19 protein-coding genes and 2 tRNA genes are annotated in these 23,207 nt (G+C 43.4%); 9 read left to right on the top strand and 12 right to left on the bottom strand.

Annotation, left to right across the window (positions count from 1 at the left end; translation table 11 throughout):
* The first annotated feature begins 77 nt into the window (after positions 1–77).
* The gene (locus C3420_RS02230; RefSeq protein ID WP_103800187.1) at positions 78–1,145 is read left to right on the top strand and encodes an AraC family transcriptional regulator; all 1,068 of its coding nucleotides are present in this window, start codon (positions 78–80) and stop codon (positions 1,143–1,145) included.
* A 131-nt stretch (positions 1,146–1,276) separates the two neighbouring features.
* Here C3420_RS02230 and C3420_RS02225 read toward each other — a convergent pair whose 3' ends face one another.
* Both C3420_RS02225 and C3420_RS02220 read right to left on the bottom strand, forming a co-directional pair.
* A complete protein-coding gene (locus C3420_RS02225; RefSeq protein WP_004813651.1) occupies positions 1,277–1,522 on the bottom strand; it encodes a hypothetical protein in 246 nt (81 codons plus the stop codon).
* A gap of 80 nt (positions 1,523–1,602) precedes the next feature.
* Positions 1,603–2,721 (bottom strand): DNA/RNA non-specific endonuclease, encoded by a 1,119-nt coding sequence (locus C3420_RS02220; protein ID WP_103800188.1) that lies wholly within the window; start codon positions 2,719–2,721, stop codon positions 1,603–1,605.
* A 267-nt stretch (positions 2,722–2,988) separates the two neighbouring features.
* Here C3420_RS02220 and C3420_RS02215 point away from each other — a divergent pair, with 267 nt between their 5' ends.
* Complete coding sequence (locus tag C3420_RS02215) at positions 2,989–3,450, top strand: hypothetical protein (protein ID WP_103800189.1); 462 nt, start codon at positions 2,989–2,991, stop codon at positions 3,448–3,450.
* A 65-nt stretch (positions 3,451–3,515) separates the two neighbouring features.
* Here the strand turns inward: C3420_RS02215 and C3420_RS02210 are convergent, their stop codons facing one another.
* On the bottom strand, positions 3,516–5,396 hold the full coding sequence (locus C3420_RS02210; protein WP_048882208.1) for a potassium transporter Kup: 1,881 nt from the start codon (positions 5,394–5,396) through the stop codon (positions 3,516–3,518).
* A gap of 120 nt (positions 5,397–5,516) precedes the next feature.
* On the opposite strand from C3420_RS02210, the gene C3420_RS02205 reads away from it, so the two are divergent.
* From C3420_RS02205 to C3420_RS02190, 4 genes are all read left to right on the top strand, one after another.
* Positions 5,517–5,607 (top strand) — tRNA-Ser (locus C3420_RS02205).
* A 469-nt stretch (positions 5,608–6,076) separates the two neighbouring features.
* Positions 6,077–6,427, top strand: a complete 351-nt coding sequence (locus C3420_RS02200; protein ID WP_103800190.1) for a hypothetical protein — start codon at positions 6,077–6,079, stop codon at positions 6,425–6,427.
* 261 nt (positions 6,428–6,688) lie between these two features.
* Positions 6,689–6,916 (top strand): hypothetical protein, encoded by a 228-nt coding sequence (locus tag C3420_RS02195; RefSeq protein WP_004813658.1) that lies wholly within the window; start codon positions 6,689–6,691, stop codon positions 6,914–6,916.
* Between the two features lie 219 nt (positions 6,917–7,135).
* Positions 7,136–7,211: transfer RNA gene (locus tag C3420_RS02190), tRNA-Thr, on the top strand.
* A gap of 84 nt (positions 7,212–7,295) precedes the next feature.
* Here the strand turns inward: C3420_RS02190 and C3420_RS02185 are convergent.
* From C3420_RS02185 to C3420_RS02165, 5 genes are all read right to left on the bottom strand, one after another.
* The gene (locus C3420_RS02185; RefSeq protein ID WP_103800191.1) at positions 7,296–8,144 is read right to left on the bottom strand and encodes an SAM-dependent methyltransferase; all 849 of its coding nucleotides are present in this window, start codon (positions 8,142–8,144) and stop codon (positions 7,296–7,298) included.
* Between the two features lie 2 nt (positions 8,145–8,146).
* Positions 8,147–9,454, bottom strand: coding sequence for an FAD-dependent oxidoreductase (locus tag C3420_RS02180; RefSeq protein WP_103800192.1), 1,308 nt, complete (start codon positions 9,452–9,454; stop codon positions 8,147–8,149).
* A gap of 414 nt (positions 9,455–9,868) precedes the next feature.
* A complete protein-coding gene (locus tag C3420_RS02175) occupies positions 9,869–10,747 on the bottom strand; it encodes a pirin family protein (protein ID WP_004813665.1) in 879 nt (292 codons plus the stop codon).
* A gap of 325 nt (positions 10,748–11,072) precedes the next feature.
* On the bottom strand, positions 11,073–11,636 hold the full coding sequence (ahpC, locus tag C3420_RS02170; protein WP_103800193.1) for an alkyl hydroperoxide reductase subunit C: 564 nt from the start codon (positions 11,634–11,636) through the stop codon (positions 11,073–11,075).
* 167 nt (positions 11,637–11,803) lie between these two features.
* The gene (locus C3420_RS02165; RefSeq protein ID WP_103800199.1) at positions 11,804–12,418 is read right to left on the bottom strand and encodes a TetR/AcrR family transcriptional regulator; all 615 of its coding nucleotides are present in this window, start codon (positions 12,416–12,418) and stop codon (positions 11,804–11,806) included.
* A 144-nt stretch (positions 12,419–12,562) separates the two neighbouring features.
* On the opposite strand from C3420_RS02165, the gene C3420_RS02160 reads away from it, so the two are divergent.
* Positions 12,563–13,048, top strand: coding sequence for a hotdog fold domain-containing protein (locus C3420_RS02160; protein ID WP_103800194.1), 486 nt, complete (start codon positions 12,563–12,565; stop codon positions 13,046–13,048).
* A gap of 54 nt (positions 13,049–13,102) precedes the next feature.
* Here the strand turns inward: C3420_RS02160 and ssb are convergent, their stop codons facing one another.
* The 3 genes from ssb to C3420_RS02145 all read right to left on the bottom strand — a co-directional run bounded on the left by ssb (position 13,103) and on the right by C3420_RS02145 (position 16,341).
* Positions 13,103–13,684: a single-stranded DNA-binding protein gene (gene ssb, locus C3420_RS02155; RefSeq protein WP_071320869.1), complete on the bottom strand. Its 582-nt coding sequence runs from the start codon at positions 13,682–13,684 to the stop codon at positions 13,103–13,105.
* 51 nt (positions 13,685–13,735) lie between these two features.
* Positions 13,736–15,100, bottom strand: coding sequence for an MFS transporter (locus C3420_RS02150; protein ID WP_103800195.1), 1,365 nt, complete (start codon positions 15,098–15,100; stop codon positions 13,736–13,738).
* Positions 15,101–15,255: 155 nt separating this feature from the next.
* Positions 15,256–16,341, bottom strand: a complete 1,086-nt coding sequence (locus C3420_RS02145; protein ID WP_103800196.1) for a DUF475 domain-containing protein — start codon at positions 16,339–16,341, stop codon at positions 15,256–15,258.
* A gap of 222 nt (positions 16,342–16,563) precedes the next feature.
* Between C3420_RS02145 and tenA the strand changes: the two genes are divergently transcribed.
* The gene (gene tenA, locus C3420_RS02140; RefSeq protein WP_048882199.1) at positions 16,564–17,232 is read left to right on the top strand and encodes a thiaminase II; all 669 of its coding nucleotides are present in this window, start codon (positions 16,564–16,566) and stop codon (positions 17,230–17,232) included.
* A 346-nt stretch (positions 17,233–17,578) separates the two neighbouring features.
* The gene (uvrA, locus tag C3420_RS02135) at positions 17,579–20,410 is read left to right on the top strand and encodes an excinuclease ABC subunit UvrA (protein ID WP_005220621.1); all 2,832 of its coding nucleotides are present in this window, start codon (positions 17,579–17,581) and stop codon (positions 20,408–20,410) included.
* A gap of 143 nt (positions 20,411–20,553) precedes the next feature.
* Here the strand turns inward: uvrA and C3420_RS02130 are convergent, their stop codons facing one another.
* On the bottom strand, positions 20,554–22,257 hold the full coding sequence (locus C3420_RS02130) for a GGDEF domain-containing protein (RefSeq protein WP_103800197.1): 1,704 nt from the start codon (positions 22,255–22,257) through the stop codon (positions 20,554–20,556).
* Positions 22,258–23,207: the final 950 nt, after the last annotated feature.

Genomic DNA, 23,207 nt, shown 5'->3' with positions numbered 1-23,207 from the left:
ATAGGTGAGCTAAAAGGCTAGATATTGACCACAAAATTCAATATGATTGACAAAACACGACAAAAAAGAATTAAAAAATGCACAGCATACAGGACGATGCAGGCACGGTTTATGGAGGTCTGGGACATTTGTTGCTGGAGTTCTATCTATCCAAACAACTCCCCATTCCAGAAAAACTACTCGCTATACAGGACGTTGAACGCTTTGAATTTGTCATCTGGCGTGAGTTGCTCATGCAATTACAGCAAAAGTTGCAGACTCCTGCCTTAGGCCTGGAAATTGCTAATTTCGTACAACCCCGACATCTGGGCATTATTGCCTATCTGGCGCTGTCCTGTGAAACCTTGGGCGAAGCCATGATGCGCTATCATGACTATCATCGTCTGGTCTATGACGGCAGTCCTTTAGAAGTCCGTGTCGAAAATGACTACCTGTCAATTGCCTGGGTCGATGTTCCTCTAAATCTGGCGACTCAATTGACAGATGAAGTCGCCATGGCATTGATGCTGAAATTTGTACGTTCGCTGATGGCTACCGATGATATTCACTTACATGAAGTTCATTTCCGTCAGCCGACCAACAAGTATCTCAATCTGTATGAACAGTACTTCCGTTGCAAGGTCCGTTTTGATCAGCCAAAGAGTGTGATTTTTATGCATGTTTCTGAACTGGCAAAACCACTACGTCAAGGTGACCAGACGCTACAGAAGCTGTTAAAACAACAGGCAGAAGCCTTATTGGAAAAACTGCCGAATACTTCACAGATAGATCATCGGATTCAGCAGGCGATCCTGACCGGACTGCAAAAAAACATGTTTCAGATTGAGCATATTGCCCGTCAGTTACACTGGTCGGTTCGGCAGTTGCAGCGTCATTTGCAAAAACAGGGCAAGACCTATCAGCAGCGAATGCAGGAAATCCGTTTTATGCTAGCCCAGCAATATTTGACCGATGAAAATCTAAGCCTGCACGAGATTTCCCTGTTATTGGGTTATTCAGAACAAAGTGCCTTCCAGCGTGCCTTTAAGCAGTGGACCCGCCAGACGCCGCAACAGTGGCGCTCAGACTATCTGAAAAACAAAACACAGGAGAAATTTTTAGATTATCCGATGCAGGCCAATCTCAATACCCAATATCAAATTTAGATTTTTGAATAAAAATAATAAAGATAATTCGAGAGAAATAAACTTTTAAACCTGAATAAAAAAAGCTCATAGTTATCCTGAGCTTTTTCTGTTTCGCATGGAAGAGTCATGAAATTTTAAAAAATGACCCATTATAAAAATGGATTATCAATTTCCTGAGCGTCATCACGCTGGATCTTGTCAGGCAGATCCGGAGTATTTTCCAGTTGCTGCACCACATCATTGAGCAGCGCCTGCAAGGCCTTGGCTGCTTTCAGCCCGGCCTGATCCTTGGTTAACTGCAAGTTTCCATAGAGGCTGACACAGTCCACATCATTTTCAATGGTCAGGTCATGAATCGCATGTGATTCGGTGCCATTTTCATAAGGTTTAAACATTTTTTTCTGTCGCTTCCTTGTTGTTTTTTAATTGTACCGGACAAATTTATGCTACCTGAATCCTGTCTGGCACAACAGAATTATTTCAAAAGCTGCAAAATGAACTGTAGCACTGCTTCCAGCAACTGTTTGATCAATGCACCTTGCGGATCATTATTGTCTGCTGCGTCACTAGTAGAACCCTCAGGTGGTGAAGTATTCCCGCTCACAGACGTACGACCTCCACCAGAACGTTTGAATTCCTCTTGTAATGCTTCCAGGTCACTCTTGGATACATCTTCGGCACACTGGCTTTCTGCATCCCAGCTTGCATAGGTGATAGGCTTATTGGCCTTCACCTCGCTGGCTTTCAAAGGCAGCTTATAGGTATTACGTTTCTGTTCTTCAGTCAGTTGCGGGAAAATGTTGATATTAACCAGTTCTTCCAAGGCACAGACGCTGATGATCTGGACTTTTGGTGCCGGATTTTTCAGGTTGTTATCCACATAATACACCCCGGCTGCACCAGTTTTCGGCATATATACCGCTTTATAGGTCGCATTCGGTACGATTACGCCTCTGCCAATCGTCTCCAGCTTTTTCGCGCTATAAACCGGCCCCGTAACCACGTAGACATCCTGTTTCTGTTTGGTCACCACCGCACGAGTGGCTTCTTCCAGTTCACGCCACGCTTGCTGATTGTTCTTCGGGGCTTGCGGTACCATATTGGCTAAGGAGAAACTGTCAAACTGTGCCTGCTTGGTTGGCATATCGGCATTTGGTGCCATATGTCCACGGTCATAGCCAGTACCGCGGTAATCTGCCAGAGTGGCACGATGCGCCGAACTGACACGTTCTTCCTCATGGAAGCTGTCTTCACGCGGAATCTTTTGACTCAGGCGAGATGGCGTCAATAGTTCTGCCACCCATAATGGTGTTTTAGAGACACCAGAGTACATGACATTAAAGCCGTTAAAGCACAGTGCATAGCTGTTCTTTTTTAAGCTGTCCTTCATTAAATAAGGTGGCACATCCCGGTAAAACTGATCCAGACAGGCAGAATTTGATGGTGAAGACAGCGATACCCACTGGCTGATTTTTTCCTGACCAAAGGCAATCGCAAAACTACCCGATGCCACCACACCCAGGATAATTTTTACAGTATTTTCGTTAAGGAACTGAAAGACAGGATTTTTTTTGGTACGTTGCTTCTTGGCCATGATTACAGCTACTTTAGAACATTTACAGCGGGTTTTGCCGAGCTTAACAAGCCCTGTAAACCGTGTATATCATGACATTTCTAATCGCTTAACAAATAAGCAATATGTAAATAAAAATCCATTAAATATGTAACAGCCTGTCGGTTTTTTACGAATACTTGAACTAGATTTCAACCCATTTATGTAGCTTTCCTTGCTGCCCAGTCTTTAATTATGCAATTGTAAGCACTTCTAATTCTTCCAAGAAATATACGAAGGAGCATTGTGATGTTATCGCTGAAGAAAAACTCCCATACTTGCAAAACTCATTATTCAAAATTACTGGCTCTAGGTGTACTTACCAGTGTAATGAGCCTTAGTGCATTGGCTGAACCACGGGTACAGCCGGGCGAAACATTAGAAAGCCTGTCCAAGGCACGAATTAGCACCACTGTAAACGGTCAGAATGCTTCTCTGGAAAATCTGGTCAATTCTGGTCAGATTCGTTTAGTGCAGCCAAGTCAGGCACCTACTATGCAAAGTAATCCGTCGTCTGGCATGCAATCTGGTCAGCCGGGCATGTCTCAGGCTCCGGGTATGATGCGTCATTCTCAAGATCCTGCCATGATGCGACAAGGTGCAACTCCAGACATGCAGCAGCCCAACGATCCCCGTACTCTGCCTGAGATGCAGCAAGATTCCCCGATGACACCAGCAGGCTCTACTGCTCCAGGTGTAACTACTCCATAACGGGTCTGAAACAGATATTAAAAAACCAGAGCTGAACTCTGGTTTTTTCATTTTAAATATTGTTGCTAGATTTCGATCTGGCTACCAAGTTCCACCACCCGGTTAGTTGGAATCTGATAAAAATCACTCACCGGACTGGTATTCCGTTGCATTGAGATAAACAGTTTTTCACGCCATGGTGACATGCCTTCTCCGATCGCATGAATCACCCGGTCACGAGAGATAAAGAAACTGATCTGCATCAGATCATAGTCAAAGCCCCATTCCGTGTAGGCTTGCTTGACCGCCCGTGGAATATCAGGCTGATCCTTGAAACCGAAGTAGGCATAAATCCGGTAAAAATGCTCATTCAGCTTTTCAACTTCTACCCGATCTTCCTCTCCCACAAAGGGAATATCCCGGGTAATCACCGTAACCATAATATTACGTTGATGCAGTACTTTGTTATGCTTGATGTTATGCAGCATGGCATGTGGCACGACATCCGGAGTTCCGGTCAGGAAAATGGCATCACCCGGCACAAACTGGGTCCCGCCACCGGTAGACACACTCTTGATAAATAGCTCAATTGGCAAAGTATTTTGCTGCATACGTTTGAGTAACAGTTCGCGGCCATCTTTCCAGGTCATGAGTATCGTAAACAGTACGGCACCCAGCATAATTGGCACCCAGCCACCAGAATAAATTTTCAGTGAAGTAGATGCGACAAAAATCAGATCGAGCGCCAGAAAAGGAGCCGCGAATAATACTACTTTCCAGATTGGCCAGCGCCAGAAACCATAAGCCAAAATGGAGATCAATATCGTGCCACAGAGCATGGTCATGGTTACTGCCACCCCATAGGCGCTGGCAAGTCTCGCACTGTTCTCAAATAACAAAATCAGAATCACGACCGAAATAAACAGCATCCAGTTAATAAATGGCAGATAAATCTGACCACGTTCTTCAGCTGAAGTGTGTTTCACGCTCAAACGTGGTAAATAACGTAGCTGAATTGCCTGATTGACCATCGAGAATACTCCGGTAATCACGGCTTGTGAGGCAATGACCGCAGCAGCCGTTGCCAGACCAATCATTGGATACAGGCTCCATTCTGGCAGCAGCATATAGAATGGATTAGCCAAAGCTTCTGGACTGCGTAGCAGAAGCGCACCCTGCCCTGCATAATTGAGTAACAGACATGGCAAGACAATAATGAACCAGGCCAGACGAATTGGCAGGCGACCAAAATGTCCCATATCTGCATAAATCGCTTCGCCTCCGGTCATGGTCAGAATCACTGCGCCCATGGTCAGGAAAGCCACATAAGGTTGATCTACCACAAAATGATAAGCCCAATAAGGGTTGATCATATGCAGGACCGTCGGCGTCTGGATGATGCTCCATAAACCAAAGCCACCAATCGACAGGAACCACAGTAAAGTCAGTGGACCAAAAAATTTACCCATGGTCCCGGTACCATGACGCTGTACCAGAAACAGGCCGGCAATGATTCCGATGGATAAGGGCTCCAGCCATTTATTAAACACTGGCGTAGCAATACTCAATCCTTCAATGGCAGAGAGTACAGAAATCGCAGGTGTAATAATCCCGTCACCAAAGAACAATGAAGCACCAATAAAGCCTAAAGCAATCAGGTAAATCTTTTTCTTATCCGAGATTAGTGTGGTTCGCAGGTTGAGGGCCAGCAGTGACATGATGCCGCCCTCCCCATTGTTGTCAGCACGCATGATGATAGTGACGTATTTAAAACTCACCGTCAGCATGATGCACCAGAAGATCAGGGAGAGAATGCCCAGTACCGAGGCTTCGCTGATGGCAAGATGCGAGGTTAGGAAACATTGGCGTAGTGCATAAAGAGGACTGGTACCAATATCACCAAAAACGACCCCAAGCGCAGCCAGCGTAATGACTGGTAAAGCTGCTTTTTGTGCAGTACTTTGCATATATTGTCTTCGTTTTAGAAAGCATTTTTGCGAATCATAGCACTGCCTCCAAACTTTTTCTGCAAATCAATTGTTTCAAGCTTGGCAGACTGGTTTTTTTTCTATATCATCCACCGCCATGGTGAGGTGTCCGAGTGGCTGAAGGAGCACGCCTGGAAAGTGTGTATACGTTTATAGCGTATCGAGGGTTCGAATCCCTCTCTCACCGCCAAGATTCATAATCATGTAGCCACATGATGTCTTAAAAGGTTTAAATCCGAAGGATTTAGACCTTTTTTGTTGGCTGTAATTAAATATCATGCTGCAATTTCACTATTGGCTATTCCTCAACGCCTTCATTTTTAGCTCCTAGAAAAGAAAAAAATATTTAATCAGATTCTTTAATTTTTACAGCTTAATGAAAGAAAATTCATTAAGATTTCGGCTAAATTCCATTTTTAGAAGTTACAGCAATTTTAATTTTATGAATCATTATCAAGCTTGTAATATTCTGCCAATTGTTTGAAAAGTGATCTAATATAAAATGTGTAATCAGAGGCTCGCTGTAGTTTCTTTTCCAATTTAATACCTCCTTCCTTATGATGGAGGTATTTTTTTTATTTAAAAAAATCAGTTCTTATACAGTGGTGAATTCTCTTATACTCTTATTATTCAGCCCCGGATAACAACTAGAAAAGACGATGAAAAAACTAACCTTTACTACCCTGCTCGTTATGTTTGTTATTGCTGGTTGCCAAAAGCAGCCTGAGCAGGCAGAAGCCGCAATGTCGACAGATAAAAACTCTGTAGATGTCATTCAGTTTGAACAGGCAGATCAGAAAATCAGTGGTTTTCTGGACCAGTTAGATAACCCGGCTACGCCTATGGAACTTCGCAAGAAAATCATTTGCGAAGATTATCCTGAGGTGTATTTTAAAGAATATGTACCTGCCTTTATAAAAATTGCGCCAGAAAGCACAAAAGAACAGTTAGCACAGGATTTGAAGCTGGCACTGGATTTTTATAAGAAGAAGGACAATGTCGTTTGCTAATGCTTGTCTTTTAATTAATGAACAAATGAATTGCCCTCTTTTCCCTATATATACTTCATGAAAGTTATACAAAAAATTCAGTTACTGAATTCTAACTTGGCATAAAAATAGCTTAATTTTATTGTCATCATCGCTATGTTATGTTGCTCTTAGCGGGCACATAAAAGGAGAACAAAAACCAGTAGATCCAACCAACCACGCCATTGATCTTGATTCAAACTAAAAGCTAAAAGATAGACACACTGCTATTCGGGAGCGAACATGAATAACAGCGCAAACTATGCCAAACAGATCAAAAATGCTAAACGTGGCGGTTACACTCCGACCATTGCCAAAGACGTCAACAAACACAAGATTCAAAAAGCCCTCAGACTCATCGAACAGTGGAGAAGCCTCGCTCAAGAACTCAAACCCCAAATGCAGTTTGACATGGCCTTTACCTTGGAGGAATGTGCTCAGGATCTGGACCGTATCCTAAAAAGCCGATAAACCTAGTTTTTATTCATCTCTGAAACCAGTTTAAATTTTCCACCCTCGCCCACACTTTCGCATGTGGGCGATTTTCATGAATCCAGCTGATGTATTTCAAGTTTTGCAGCTTTTCGTATCATGTAGAATTCAATCAAACTTAAAATTTTACCAAAGCATTTAAACGGTTATTTTTTGGCTTGCATCACCTCAAAAAATCTGTAGAATGCACACCACAACGCCGGCATAGCTCAGTTGGTAGAGCAACTGACTTGTAATCAGTAGGTCCACAGTTCGAATCCGTGTGCCGGCACCATTTTCTTAGCCTCGCTTTTTTAGTGAGGCTTTGATGTTTCTGGAGTCTGCATTTTCTTCGGGCTTAATCTTTTCAGGCACTGTTCTAGTGCTTTGCTTTCGCGCTGATCTGCACATACCGCACCACACCTTCTTCAAAAAGCTTTCGGCATAGTTTTGCGGTCATCTGAATTTTAAATTCATCTAGTCTGGATGCCTTCACAGACTGAATCATTTTTTTTGAATTTAAATCCTGCTGTACATACCTGGCAAAACCGGCAAATACTGATTCTGACAGATCTTCAACCTGAACATCTGTGAATTCAAACTGATCCAGACATTCATATAGCGCACCCAGCGGCATCAAATCACTTAAATTGACATCTGCTGATTTCAGCAAAAGCTGGTATTTACGCTTTTGAAATGAATTTAAAGTTTTCCAGCGCTCAGACAAGACCAGATGATGAAAACCGATTCGTGCTTTTGAATTCAAAACTGGGACTATCTGTTCCAGCAAGCTTGGTACGCTATTGTGATAAGCCGCATCCAGACACAGCACAGCGTTAAATTTATGTGGGAAATGGATATCTTTTAGTCGAAGAAAAGAAGCATGATAAATTGCATTCAGTTCAGGTAAATACTGCTGAATCCTGGTAACACAAGTTTTCTGTAGCTCTACGCCTGCCAGGTATTGCACCTGATAGTGCTGCTGCCAATGCAGCAGACTGGCACCCTGACCGCAGCCAAGATCCAGTAATTTATCTTTTGAATTTAAATGAATGGTTTCAGCCAGATGATTAGCCAAAGCCTGACAAGCAGCAACATAGTCTTGCTGCCCTATCTGCCAGTAACCAAGATTGCTCCAGGGCAATAGTGAAGTATCTCCAAGCAATGCTGCATTAATAGCATATTTATGCTCGGGTAGACGCTGCCGAAAGGCCTGGAACAGTTTCATGCTTAATAACCGAGTTGTGGTGCAACCTCAATATTCGGTTTTAATCCCTCGAATGGCAATGGTGCACCAAAGATTTCTGCAATCTTCATCGCTGAAGTAACTGCAGATTCCAGAATTGGCAAGCCATCACATGACCATGAACCACAATAGAATACCTTACGGCCCTGATCCAGATGACGTTGCTGTAATTCCTTGTTCAAGGCTACAGTATGCGCATCAACCACTGCGCGGGTCAGTGTCACAGAAGAAATAATTTTCTTCGGATCGATATCAGTCACCGGGCGCCAGGTCTGGAATACCGGAGATTTACCTACCAATGTTGGTTCAACCGCATTGAGCCATACCGTGAACTGCTGACGGGTAAACTTGCGGTCCATCATATAGCTTAGTACTGCCCAGTCTTTACGTTTCGGCGGCATCACGCTGGTATCGGTATGAATCACCAATTGCCCCTGCTCAAACTGGAATTTTTTCAATAATTCAATATCTGTTGCAAACTGGTCTTTATCAAGAAATTCCTCGATCTTGTTGGTGGGTGTAGCAACGATGACACGGTCAAATAACTTGGAATAACCCGCCGCATTTTCTACACGGACCTGATCACCCTGCTGTTGTACCAGCGTAGTTGCTGCACCACTGACAATGTCGATGCCTTCAATCAGTTTATCCACCAAGGCTGGTGTACCGCCCTGCATACGCAATAATGCATCGCCATCTGTCAGCTGACGCAGGAAAATCAATAAGGGCTTGGCTGGCCATTCACCAATTGTTTTCGGGTTACAGGTACAGATGGTATACAGTACCGGCATTACCGCACCATGCCAGAATACTTCTTCAATATCATTGCGATTAATAAATTCTGCCAGGCTGATATCCTGATTCTTAGATTTAAAGAATTTGTTCAACGCTGTTTTCAGTTGTAATAAGCCTTTAACCAGACGCCAGCCATACTGCTGAAGGCCTTTACGGTTATTGATAATCGGAAAGTTACCAATCCGGCTACGCGAAGTTGTCAGCCAGGTTTCAGTCCGATCCTCAAATAACCAGCTGCACGCCATATAAGTGCGTACCGAATAGGTCTTGATCCCCAGATGAGTCGCAAGACTTAGCGTATTTTTCCACAAGTACGGATTCATCACACGCAAAGGAGCATCTACTAGTCCACCTTCAAACTCGAGGCTGTGACTGTCCATGCCGCGCCCTTGCAGCGCTTCGAAAATAGTGATGTGATGTCCTGCATCCTGAAGAATTCTGGCTGTAGCCAGTCCGGCCATGCCACTACCAATTACTGCGATATCCAAACTGATCATCCGTCATTGAGAAACTTTTAGAAATTATGTACCAAGCCTGCCGTAATTAGGCTATTAAAATCTTCCAGATTGCATTTTTTTCAGATGGACTAAAGCGCTTGAAAATTCATAATTTTTTACATTTTTAATATAAAAAGTTAACACTGTTTAAATTTATGCTTTTATTGATATTTTTTGTATTTTTAAAAAAATTATCCTTTAAAAACAATATATTTAAATTAACCATTTTTTTAACTTTCGTTTTACAAAAGATACAAGAAGCGCTATAATTTTCTGCATAATAAAATGATAACTCCATCGCCCTCCACAGTGTTGAAGTTATTTAAAAAATCTTATAATCAGAAGAACTTACAGCGCATAACTATTTAAAAGCCTCTGCACTGCAGAGGCTTCTTTGTTTCTGGACTGACATTTTTATTCAGCAGCTACCGGAATTTCTCCAAATTTACCCTGATTAAAATCCTGGAAGGCTTGGACAATTTCTTCCTTGGTATTCATCACAAAAGGACCATAACCTTGAATGGGTTCCTTCAAGGGTTCACCGGTCAAGACTACGAATTTGCTGTCCTGATAAGCCTGAATCTGGATTATAGGATCGCTATCCTGAGCAAATATCACAATAGAACTGTCCAGAACTTTCTGGCCGGCATTCACTACCAGCTCTCCACTCAATAGCACCAGCAAAGCATTATGACCGGCAGGTATCTGCAGCATCGTTTCATAATCTGCTTTGAGCTCACCGTCCCAGACATTGACCGGACTAAAGGTATGCGCCGGACCATGATGCCCATCAAGTTCACCAGCGATGACCCGAATATGCCCTGCACCTTCATCCATTTCAATCCGGGGAATATCAGTTGCAGTCAGTGCCTGATAACGCGGTGTAGTCATTTTGTCTTTGGCAGGTAAATTTACCCACAGCTGGACCATTTCAAACAGACCACCATTCCGGGCAAAGTCTGGAGAATGGAATTCTTCATGCACCACGCCTGCACCTGCAGTCATCCACTGTACATCACCTGCCTGAATCGTACCGCCACCACCGCCAGAATCCTTATGCGTTACTCCACCCTGATAGGCGATTGTCACGGTTTCAAAACCACGGTGTGGATGTGAACCGACACCCTGCTGCACCGTAGTCGGATCAAAATGATACGGCGCTGCATAATCCAGCAGCAGGAACGGACTGATGACCTGACCAAGACGGTCATAAGAAAACAGGTTTTTAACCGGAAATCCATCACCGACCCAATGCATGTGTTGATTACGGTAAACGCCTATGACTTTTTTCATCTTTTTACTCCTATCTGAATAGGATGAACATGCAGTCATTGTATGCGTTGTGGACAGCTATCGATACTAGGCCAATGAAATGCAGTATCCCGAATATAAGACAATACTGGTGTCAGTACTGGTACCCTACAACTGGTTTATACCTTATGTAAAAACCAGCGTCGGGTGATGAAAAAACTGATAGAGCATCTGATTGAAGGTTTGCGTGCCGTAGCCGAAAGTCATAAAGGCTATATGATTTAATTGTCCTTTCATTTTCGAATAACCATAAAAAAATCCAGCGCTGAAGGCTGGATTTTTTTAGATTTGATAAAGATTTATCGAATTAGATTTTACCTACCAGGTCGATTGAAGGAGCTAGGGTTGCTTCGCCTTCTTTCCATTTTGCAGGACATACTTCACCTGGATGAGCATGTACGTACTGAGCTGCTTTTACTTTACGAAGCAGTTCCTGTGCGTCACGACCGATACCACCTGCGTTGATTTCAATGATCTGGATTTTACCATCCGGATCGATCACGAAAGTACCGCGGTCAGCCAAACCTTCAGCTTCGATCAGCACTTCAAAGTTTTTCGCCAGAGTCCAGGTTGGATCGCCAATCATTGGATACTGGATTTTACCAATCACGTCAGACGTGTCATGCCAAGCTTTATGGGTAAAGTGCGTATCCGTAGATACACCATAGATTTCTACACCCAATTTCTGGAATTCAGCATATTGATCAGCAAGATCGCCTAATTCTGTTGGACAAACAAAAGTGAAGTCAGCAGGATAGAAGAATACAACAGACCATTTGCCTTTCATGTCCTGCTCAGATACTTCAATAAATTGACCATTGTGATAAGCAGTTGCGTTAAATGGCTTAACTTCAGTATTGATTAAACTCATGTGATTTTTCCTATCAGTTCGCGGGAATTCATTCGATGAACTAATAATACGCAAAAACCAATAATAGATAAAACCGTAACTTTTTATAAAAACTATCGGTTTTTTAGATTTATAAATTCTATTAATTTTTTACTTATTATCTTTTATTCCAATTTAACTCCTGACCTTTACCGAGAAAAATGCTGTAAAGAATCCCAAACTGACTGTGCCAAAGCAGATGCATGTTTTTGCGGAGAATCCTTGACTCGACCTGCCAGCCAGGCACGACAATAGCTTTCTGTCGCGCCAATTACTAAAGAGGTCAGTAAAGCAGGTGGGACAGCTTGCAGACAAGCGGCATCTGACTGCTGGGCCAGCCATTTCTTTAAATCCTGATTACGCTGGCTGGTACGCTGTTCCAGATCCTGACGCAGTTCTGAGGTATGTACCACATGATGAGCCGCATAGAGAAAACGGGCAAAGTCTGGATAACTGATGACCCAATCAATATAACTTCGAATAATGGCATGAATACCCTGTTCAGCACTTTTCGCTTGGGATAAAGCATCTAAACGTCGGCTGGACTGGTCCTTTAAAGCGGCTAGATACAGCGCAGCTACGATCCCATCCTTGTGATTAAAATGATGATAAATTGCGCCAACACTGGTTTCTGCCCGATCCCGAATCATTTCAATTGTCGTTGCAGCTATGCCACTTTGTAAAAATTCCTGTAGCGCACAATTCAGAATTTGACGCTTTAAGGCCAAGCGTCCACCTGGATAACTCCCTTCCAATACATCCATACCTTGCATTCTCCTTAATGTGCTCGGCACCGTTAATCATTAACTTGTCTATTTTAAACACTTTTCTTGTGAGTCCTGCAAATACAGAATATTATTCTGTATGAGGATCTTATTATTATTCACCTCTTACGCAGGATCGCGACCATGAGCCAGGCTCTAAAAATATGGAAAACCTTTCACAAAAAACCAGGTGGTAAATACATATTTTCCAGATTACTTTGCATCAAAATACCTTATTTCAGCAGTATTTCCCCATTGCTCGAAACGCTTGCTCCGTATTATTGCGAAGTGAGCATGAAGAAACATGCGGCTGTACTCAATCATCTAGATACAATCCATGCGATTGCCATATGCAATCTGGCTGAACTGGCAGCAGGTACCATGACCGATGCCAGCGTCCCCAAAACCCATTCCTGGATTCTAAAAGGTATGCAGGTCGAATATCTTAAAAAAGCAACGACCGATTTAAGAGCCATTGCCACACCTGCAAAGTTAAATGTTGAATGGCATGAAATTGCTGAATACCAGGTTAATGTTGAGGTTCTGGATATGGCACAAGAAACCGTATGCCGTGCCCTCATCACAATGTGGGTATCTCCTAAAAAGAAGAAAATAAATAAACGTGCTTAAAAAAACCCGTCGGGTGACGGGCTTTTAAGGATGCTCTTCTGTTTTAAATTTTAATCAAAATGGTAAGTCATCATCCAGGTCTGCTGCAGGCGCTGCAACTGGAGCTGGTGCAGATTTTGGCGCAAAACCGCTTGGGTTATTATTGCCATAGCCATTACCACCCGCAGGTGCATTATTGAAGCCACCTTGCTGTGGTGCATTATAACCTTGTTGACCAGCATTGTTATTGCCATAGCCGCCCTGGTTATTGTTGAAACGTGGCTGTGCAAAACCGCCATTGTCTGACTGTTCACCTTGAGGACGGCCAGAATCCAGCATTTGCATCTGCTCACCACGGATTTCTGTGGTGTAACGCTCTTGACCACTTTGGTCTGTCCACTGACGGGTACGTAGTGAACCTTCGATATAGACTTTAGAACCTTTACGTAGATACTGCTGTGCAATTTCACCTAAACGGTTATGCAGCACAATGCGGTGCCATTCTGTTTGCTCTTTACGCTCACCAGTGTTCTTATCCGTCCACGAATCACTGGTCGCGATAGAGAATTGAGTGAGAGAACCCCCATTCGGGAAAGTTTTTGTTTCAGGATCTCGACCTAAAGTACCTACTAAAATAACCTTATTTACACCACGCATGAGACCTATACTTCCTATTTGTTTCTATATTTTACTTTATAAGAGTTATGCTTAAATGGCTACCTCTTTACCCAACAAGTGCGTTAATTGTTGTCGCGCAGTATCATTAATCTGCTGTTTATCAACCTTGACGTAGGCCACTTGCTGTTCAGGCATCACCACGACTTCTTCAATACCATGAATAGATAAAAGCTGTGAAGTCCATTCATCTGTTTGTCGATTTTCAGGCAGGCTTAAAACCAGGGACGAAAGATAGCGCGGCTGAGCCAGACCAAAACTGATGAGCAGCCAAATTATAGCAACCGCAGTCAGAATACTCCAACCCATGGAAGTGTCATTCAGCAACAAAAGTTGTCCGCCTAGCGTACCGCCAAAGAAGGCACCGAGGAACTGACTGCTGGCATTCACGCCCATCGCTGTTGCCTTGGACTGAATTGGCGCAACCTTGGATAACCACGATGGTAATAAGGCTTCCATTACATTGAAGGCAATAAAGAAGATCCCTAAACCAGTGAGCAGGATATATTTCGATTCAAAGCCAAAAATCAGTACCAATAGGCCAACGATAATTCCCGCAATTGCAGTCAGGAAAATACCACGCATTTTGCGGTATTTTTCCGCCAGAATAATGCTTGGAAAAGCAAAGAACAGACTAATTACGAGTAAGGGCAGATATACCCAGCCATGACTGTCCAAAGGAATATTAGCGAACTCGATCAGCTGCGAAGGCACATAGATAAACATTGCCGTGAGTAACAGATGCAGGCTGAACACCGAAACATGCAAACGATTCAGGTCGCCCATTTTTAGGACTTGTTTCAGCTGGATCAGATACCCCTGCTGAAAATTACGATGATGACGGGTCACTTTTGGCACCATCAGCAGCATCGCAATTGCCGCCAGCCCCATCACGGTAGTCACCCAGAACAGCCCTGAAATACCTACCAGACCCGTTAACCAAGGACCTAAGGTAAATGCCACCACAAAAGATAAGCCGATACTCATGCCCATGGTTGCCATGGCTTTCATGCGGTTTTCTTCACGGGTCACATCGGCAAGCAATGCCATGACCACCGCCGAAACCGCACCGCCGCCCGCAATGGCACGCCCAATAATCACTCCATAGATTGTGTCCGACATGGCGGCAATTGCACCACCCAATGCAAATAGCAATAACCCGATGACCACCAGCGGTTTGCGACTGAAACGGTCTGCAATCAGGCTAAATGGAATCTGTAGAATGGCCTGAGTCAGACCATAAACCCCTACTGCCAGGCCAATCAGTGCCGGCGTAGCATATTCATATGACTGTCCTGCAACCGAAAATACAGGGATAATCATAAACAACCCCAGCATGCGCAGTGCAAAAATGCTGCTAAGCGCAAAGGTTGAGCGACGTTCTAGGGCATTCATCATAAATTATGGCAGTTCAATTGATGGATCTTCAGGCGAAGATTATAGGACATTCGGCCGGGATGGATGCAGGAATTTTATTTGAAATAAAGATGATGCTGATCTAAAAAATAAAAAAGCGCAGCCGGAGCTACGCTTTTGCATCAGGATCACAGGCCTTAGTGATGTAAAGCCTGACGTTTCTTGTACTGAATCGAGGCAATCACGGCCCAGACAATAAAGGCCACCCCGATCAGGCCGGTCACTATTTCCGGTACATGTACACCAGTACCGCTGGCAATCATGATGAAAGCCAAGGCGCCAATCGCGTAATGCGCACCATGTTCCAGATAGATATAAGCATCCAGCGTGCCTTTTTCCACCAGATAAATCGTCATTGAACGGACAAAGATCGCACCGATTGCCAGACCCAGCATGATGATTACCACGTCCGAGGTAATTGCAAAGGCACCGATCACGCCATCAAAACTGAATGAGGCATCCAGGACTTCCAGATACAGGAATCCTCCAATACCAGCTTTCACCACGCCAGTAGGTACGCCATTTTCATCATGACGAACTGCATTGCCATTTTCATCCACTTCAGGTTCACCACCGAGCATATGACTCAGCACCTGCACCCCGATATAAATCACAATACCCCAGATTCCCGCCATGGTCACGACCAGACGCTTGGCTTCATCGACATTGGCTGCCATGATTAACAAGGCCACCAGCGCAATAAAGACCGACATTGCCGGAACACTAGCCAGGTTGGATAAACGGCGTTCTACTCTTCTGAACCAGTGCGTATCCTTTTCTTCATCCAGAAAGAAATTCAGGAATACCATCAACAGGAAGGCACCACCAAATGCCGCAATTTCAGGATGATGTGCCATCAAACGCGCTGAATATTCTTTTGGATCATTCAGGGCCAGACGTACCACTTCCATAAAGCCCAGGTCTGCAGTCACTGCAACAATGACCACCGGGAAGATCAGACGCATCCCGAAAACTGCAATCAGAATACCTACTGTCAGGAATAGCATTTTCCAGAAATGATCCCAGCCACGCAGGACAGATGCATTGACAACCGCGTTATCAAAGGACAACGACACTTCCATAATCGCCAGAATGGCGGTAATGGTCAGTGCTGTGAACATGGTTTGCAGGCCCGCTTCCGGACCATGGGTATAACCCCAATAAGCAGACAAACCAAGGCACACGATCGAAAATGCGATTGAGAAACCAAAATGTTTCAACATACAAATCGACCTTAGATAAATTTCATTGAGTGTATTTCTTTTATTGTAGGGAAATACCAAGACTAAAACTTGTCTCAATTATGAAACTTTTGCTGCATAAACCAAAGCACTTCCTGAACCATTTTTGCGTATTTTCTGCTTTTCAAATCTGTCGATCTTTTCAACGGGTCGATCTTTGCTATAGTGCTGCATGCTTTGACTTCAACTGCTCAGGATTTCAGTATGAGTTTCTCTCAAGACGTATGGCAACGTAACCTCGAACTTTATCAAAAGACCTTGGCACTGCCTTTTAACCAGCAGCTGGCACAGGGCACATTGAACCGTGATGCCTTCAGTCATTATGTGATTCAGGATGCGCATTATTTGCTGGCCTATGGCCGTGCACTGGCAGTCTGTGCCGCCAAAGCCTTTGAGGCTGATGATGTGATCCAGTTTAGTGAAGCGGCTAAAATTGCGATTGTGGTCGAGCGCAGCCTGCATAATGGCTTTATGCAGGATTTCGGTATCAGCAAAGCCCAGTTCGAAAATACGCCGTTGACGCTGGCCTGCCATCACTATACTTCCTATTTGCAGGCAACTGCCTGGGCCGAAAGCTATCCGGTGGTGCTGGCAGCCCTGCTGCCATGTTTCTGGATTTATGCAGAAGTCGGCAAGGATATTGTCGATAAGGCCGCAGCCAATAATCCTTATCAGGCCTGGATTGATACTTACGCCGGGGAAGATTTCCATACTGCTGTACGCAATGTGATTGCAACTGTGGATCGCGTAGCAGCGCGTGTCGATGCCGACACCCTGGAAAAAATGCATACAGCCTATACCCATGCAGCGCGTCTGGAATGGTTGTTCTGGGACAGCGCATTTGAGCAACGCCAGTGGCCTGGTCTGGATTGATACAAGCTGAATTCAGCCCTGTTCAATACGGGGCTTTTTATTTTTTCTACAAAATTCTAAATAATACAAAATAATTTTAATTTTTATCTTGGATCAATGCTCTGCAATTCTACGCACTCTGTGTTTTTTTACAGAGCTTAAATCCATGTTCAAATGCTTTTATTAAAAGCAGGGCCAAAATTTTAATCGGAAAAAATACCTCGTACATTTTTAACTTATTGCTTTGGTACTGATCTTTTGACCAATCACCGACATAACTTGACGTTTAAAATACTTTTATTTGCACTTGAACATTTTTCATCCGGTATCATATAAGGGTTTTTGATGAATATTCTAGGATCATTGCATGAGCCAAAGCCACATCCGTATTCGAGGCGCACGTACCCATAACCTTAAAAATGTGAACCTTGATATACCACGCGACAAGTTTGTGGTGATTACGGGACTGTCTGGTTCAGGTAAGTCATCACTGGCATTCGATACCCTGTATGCCGAAGGTCAGCGCCGTTATGTCGAGTCATTGTCTGCCTATGCACGCCAGTTCCTGTCCCAGATGGAAAAACCGGAAGTCGATTCGATAGAAGGCTTAAGTCCGGCCATCGCGATCGAGCAGAAGTCGACCAGCCACAACCCGCGTTCAACCGTGGGCACAATTACTGAAATTTATGACTATCTGCGTCTGCTGTATGCTCGCGTCGGTACACCTTATTGTCCAGAACATGACCTGCCGATGGTCGCGCAAACCGTGAGTGAAATGGTGGATGCGGTAAAAGGCTTGGAAGAAGGTACTGGCCTGATGCTGTTGGCGCCCGTTGTACGTGAACGCAAGGGTGAATATTCCGCATTATTTGAACAGTTACAGAGCCAGGGTTTTGTACGCGCCCGCGTGGATGGCGAGATCATGGAAATTGATCCTCCGCCAGAACTGGATAAAAAGAAAAAGCATACCATTGAAGTGGTGGTTGACCGCTTTAAAGTGCGTGATGATCTGGGTAATCGTATTGCCGAGAGTTTTGAAACTGCACTTCGTCTGGGTGGCGATATTGCCATTGTCTCCCGGATGAAAGGCGAACGGCCAGATCGTGTTTTCTCAGCCAAACATTCCTGCCCGAAATGTGATCGTGCTGTGGCGGAACTGGAACCACGTCTATTCTCGTTCAACAATCCATTTGGTGCCTGCCCGGTTTGTGATGGCCTCGGTACACGTAGCCATTTTAGTGCAGATAAACTGATTCCAAATCCTGAACTGAGTATCAGTCAAGGCGCAATCCGGGGTTGGGACCGTCAGCGTCCATATTATTACAGCATGATCGAAAAGGTCGCCAATCACTTTGGCTATTCGCTGGATACGCCGTGGAATCAGCTCGAAGCCGATGTTAAAAAGAAATTCCTCTATGGTACCGGTCGTGAAAAGATTGACCTGAGCTATATTGACGAACGCGGTCGCCGTCATAATCGTGTGATTGCTTTCGAAGGTGTACTGCCGCATTTAGAACGCCGTTATCGTGAAACTGAAAGCAATTATGTCCGTGATGATCTGGCACAGTACTTGTCCAATGCCGCCTGTGATGCCTGCGATGGTTCGCGTCTGAATGAAATTTCACGTAATGTCAAAATTCTGGACAAGACCATTGCTGACATTACCCGCATGTCGATTGGTGACGCCGAAAGCTACTATCAAGGTTTGAATCTTGAAGGTGCCCGCGGTGAAATTGCCGATAAGATTTTTAAGGAAATCCGTGAGCGTCTGCACTTCCTGGTGTCTGTTGGTTTAAATTACCTGAGTCTGTCCCGTTCAGCTGAAACTTTATCTGGCGGTGAAGCACAGCGTATCCGTCTGGCATCTCAGATCGGTGCCGGTCTGATGGGTGTCATGTATGTGCTGGATGAACCCTCGATTGGCCTGCACCAGCGTGATAACGACCGTCTGCTACAAACCTTGGTACGTCTGCGTGATCTTGGTAATACGGTATTGGTCGTTGAACATGATGAAGATGCGATTCGTGCCGCCGACCATATTATTGATATTGGTCCAGGTGCCGGCGTACATGGCGGTCATGTGATTGCTGAAGGAACCTATCAGGAACTTGCTGAACATGAAGATTCCCTGACTGGTAAATATCTGTCTGGCAAGCTGAAAATTGAAGTACCGAAAAAACGGACCCAACCACCAAAACCGGAAGAACAGATCAGGCTGATGGGTGCAGCAGGCCATAACCTGAAAAATGTCGACCTGACCATTCCATTAGGGGTGATGACCTGTGTCACGGGTGTATCAGGTTCAGGTAAATCGACGTTAATTAACCGCACCTTGTTGCCACTAGCAGCAACACAGCTCAATGGTGCGACTACTCAGACCTCAGAGAAATTTGATTCGATCGATGGTCTGCAATTCCTGGATAAAGTTGTAGATATTGATCAGAGTCCGATTGGACGTACACCACGTTCCAACCCAGCGACTTATACCGGTCTGTTTACTCCGATTCGTGAACTGTTTTCACAAACACAGGAAGCCAAGGCACGTGGTTATGCAGCCGGCCGTTTCTCGTTTAATGTGAAAGGTGGTCGCTGTGAGGCCTGCGAAGGCGACGGTATGATCAAGGTAGCAATGCACTTCCTGCCGGATATGTATGTGCCTTGTGATGCCTGTCATGGCAAGCGTTATAACCGTGAAACGCTGGAAGTAAACTACAAAGGTAAGAACATTTCTGATGTACTGGAGATGACTGTTGAAGATGCCATGCATTTCTTCGATGCCATTCCAGTGATTCACCGTCGCTTGGAAACCTTGCATCAGGTTGGCTTAGGTTATATCCGTCTGGGTCAGTCTGCGACAACACTTTCTGGTGGTGAAGCACAGCGGGTGAAACTGGCACGTGAACTGGCAAAACGTGATACCGGCCAAACCCTGTATATTCTGGATGAACCGACGACTGGCCTGCATTTCCATGATATTGCCAAATTGCTAGATATCCTGCATCAGCTCCGTGACAAGGGTAATACCATCGTGGTGATTGAGCATAACCTGGATGTGATTAAGACTGCGGACTGGATCGTGGACTTAGGTCCTGAAGGTGGTTCAGGTGGTGGTATGATTATCGCGGAAGGTACGCCTGAAGAAGTGGCAAAGAGTAAGACTTCGCATACCGCGCGGTTCTTAAAGCCGTTATTGAAATAAGGAATCTCCCCTAGCCCCTCTTTTTAAAAGAGGGTTAGGGCGGATTCTAAAGAATTAGATTTTGCTAAAACGGTGATTTATTCATCGTTTTTTCATTTTAAAAACATGGATATATAAATTAAAAGACATTAAAAATATATGAACTAAACCTCAGCCACTGCATTACGCCCTTGACCTTTAGCCACAAACAAAGCCTTATCCGCTTTGGTAAACAGGCTGATCCAAGACGGCGCGCCTATCGCCACCCCCACACTGACCGAAACCTGAATCTGATCGCCATTTTCACTTAAAATATAAGCATCCTCTACTTCGCTTCGAATCTTATCGGCAATCTTACGGGCATTATCGAAGTCAATATTTTCAATCAGAACCAGAAATTCATCCCCGCCATAACGTACCAGTAAATCAGAAGTACGGACATTGTCCTTCAGGCACTGCGCCACAAACTGAATGACTTCATCTCCGATAATGTGTCCATACTGATCGTTCACCTGCTTAAAGTGATCAATATCAATAATCATCAAACACGTCTGACTAAACTGTGAAGGATGTGATTCCAGAAAACGAGTGTATTCCTCCAAGGCGAACCGATTCGCCAGTCCGGTTAAAGGATCGGAATGAGCAATATTTTTAAGCCTGAATTCTAAGGCATCACGTTGCTGCAACATCTGTTGCAACCTTTGAATGGCAGTAAATAAGGATTCAGATTTAGTATGGGCATTCGATGATAAAGCTTTGGTATCACCATTTTCCGAAAGCGTAAACAGAATTTGACGCGCTTCTATCAGCGGCTGAAATACACTTTTACGTGCAAAAATCATCGTCGCAATTGCTGCTCCTAAAGACACGAATGAAAGTAAAACTGTCCAGAGCAATTGCTGCAAATGAGAAGATTTTTCCCGCTCTGCAACCTGATTGCTGTACTCAAGTAAATAGCTTTGCAGGTCAACAACGGTAGCAAATTTATCAACCATCGCATTGGTGAGTTCTGTTCCTGTCAAATGATAAGGAACCTGCTGAATGCTCTCTTCCACCAGACTTGAAACGATCGGTAAGCCTTTTTGAATAAATACCGTATCGACAGCATTATGCAACCGGTTGAATTCTTCAGTCTTGTCCTCTTCCGGCTGCAATGTGCCGATTAAATCCCAAAGATAATGGATCCGATATTGGACTTGCATAGCACGGGTTAGGTTTGCAGCAGGAATCGGTTGGTCGAAAGTCACATAAGCCATGATTGTAGAGGCGGCACGCCCTGCCTGATCCCTCAAGTCAGATAAAAATAAAATCTGAGAAATAAAATTATTTTGTGAGGTAGAGGTGGTATTAGAAGCAATTACTACTCCTTTTAGGATAGTACGACAACTGTCCCAGGCCTTAAACATTGCAGCAATCGCTTGATCAAGTGCTTGAGCATTACGCTGTTCCCAAGGAATTTTTGCATAACGATCGATCTGTAAACGTCCCTGCTCCAGACTTGGTCGAACCGTACTTTCCAAACGTTGACTTAAATGCGGGAAGCCCACTTGCTGTAATACTTTTGCTGTATGCTCGAACTGCTGATCTACTTCTTTACGGTAAATTTCGAGTTCTTGTTGTCGTTGGTGAATTTCTTCAGGCGTACTGGAAAGGACTTTATTGGCAGGGGCTCTTTCCTTGGAAATCTTATTGGCCAGAATGGCAACTTCTTGCAAGGCATGTAATTCGTCAGAAGTACGCACAGCCTTAAGGTAACTTTGAGTGCTATTCACAATGAGAGGAATGCAAATGAACAGCAGACATAAAATAATGACAGACATTGCGCAATAAAGATGTTTACTGATTTGTTCAGAGCGCAGAGTATTCATTGTCTTAGCGTACGCCCTCAGACTAATAATTAATAAAGTATTTGATTTATCTTAATTATTATACAAAAAATCCATTTCTTCAGAAAGAAAAAATTCTTTATATTAAATGCTTTTATATAACTTTACTGAACTCAAAAGTCATATAGATCTTAATTTATGTTCTTATATTTAAATTAAAAATTTTTAATTTCAGCAAATAACCAGCAGATGTATCAAACAATTTCAAAAAAATTGAAATTCGTATTGTTTACTGTTTACATATGCAACAATTAAGTGCATAATGCACCGCATTAGGGCGAATTAAATTTTTCCTCAGCAGATATTTTAATTTACCCGCAAATTTTGGCCAAAAAACCCCAATTTTCATTGAAAATTGGGGTTTTTTTTACCTATTTAATTTTTTATATAATATCTTAACAAAGATAATGCACCATTATAGTGCTTTTATTTCTTTTAAAATATACTTTGATTTGTTTAATATTTATACGTATTGATTAGTCTTTATCTCCTTCACTCATCTCTACTTAAGTTTCAGGCAAAAAAAAGCCCAACCTTGGGGAAAGCTGGGCCGATAAAACACAAAATTCGTGGAGAATCAGGTCAAATAAAGAATTTAAGTAAATACATCATCTAACTTGATGAATTAATTATCGTAACTTTCATGTAAAATGTAAAGCATATTAAATTAGTTGGATTTGATATTTGTCTGTTTTTTACACAAAATTAGATTTAATTTAAATAAAAAATAAATTTAATGAATTAGAAAAGAATTATTGAATCAACTAAATAAGTGATCTAGGCATTCTTAATCATTTATATGGAGAGGTTTGACTCTATAGAATTGGTTTTTCCAATTCTTATATACATTTGAATTAAATTAAACAATAACCACCTGTTATAAATGTGAATTTTCACGTGTTTTATATTATTTCTTTTTATTTAAGTAATTA

The organism is Acinetobacter sp. ACNIH3, from assembly GCF_002918965.1.
Lineage (GTDB): Bacteria > Pseudomonadota > Gammaproteobacteria > Pseudomonadales > Moraxellaceae > Acinetobacter > Acinetobacter schindleri.
The sequence above is the reverse complement of the archived record's forward strand: the minus strand, read 5'-3'. Positions and strand labels throughout refer to the sequence as shown.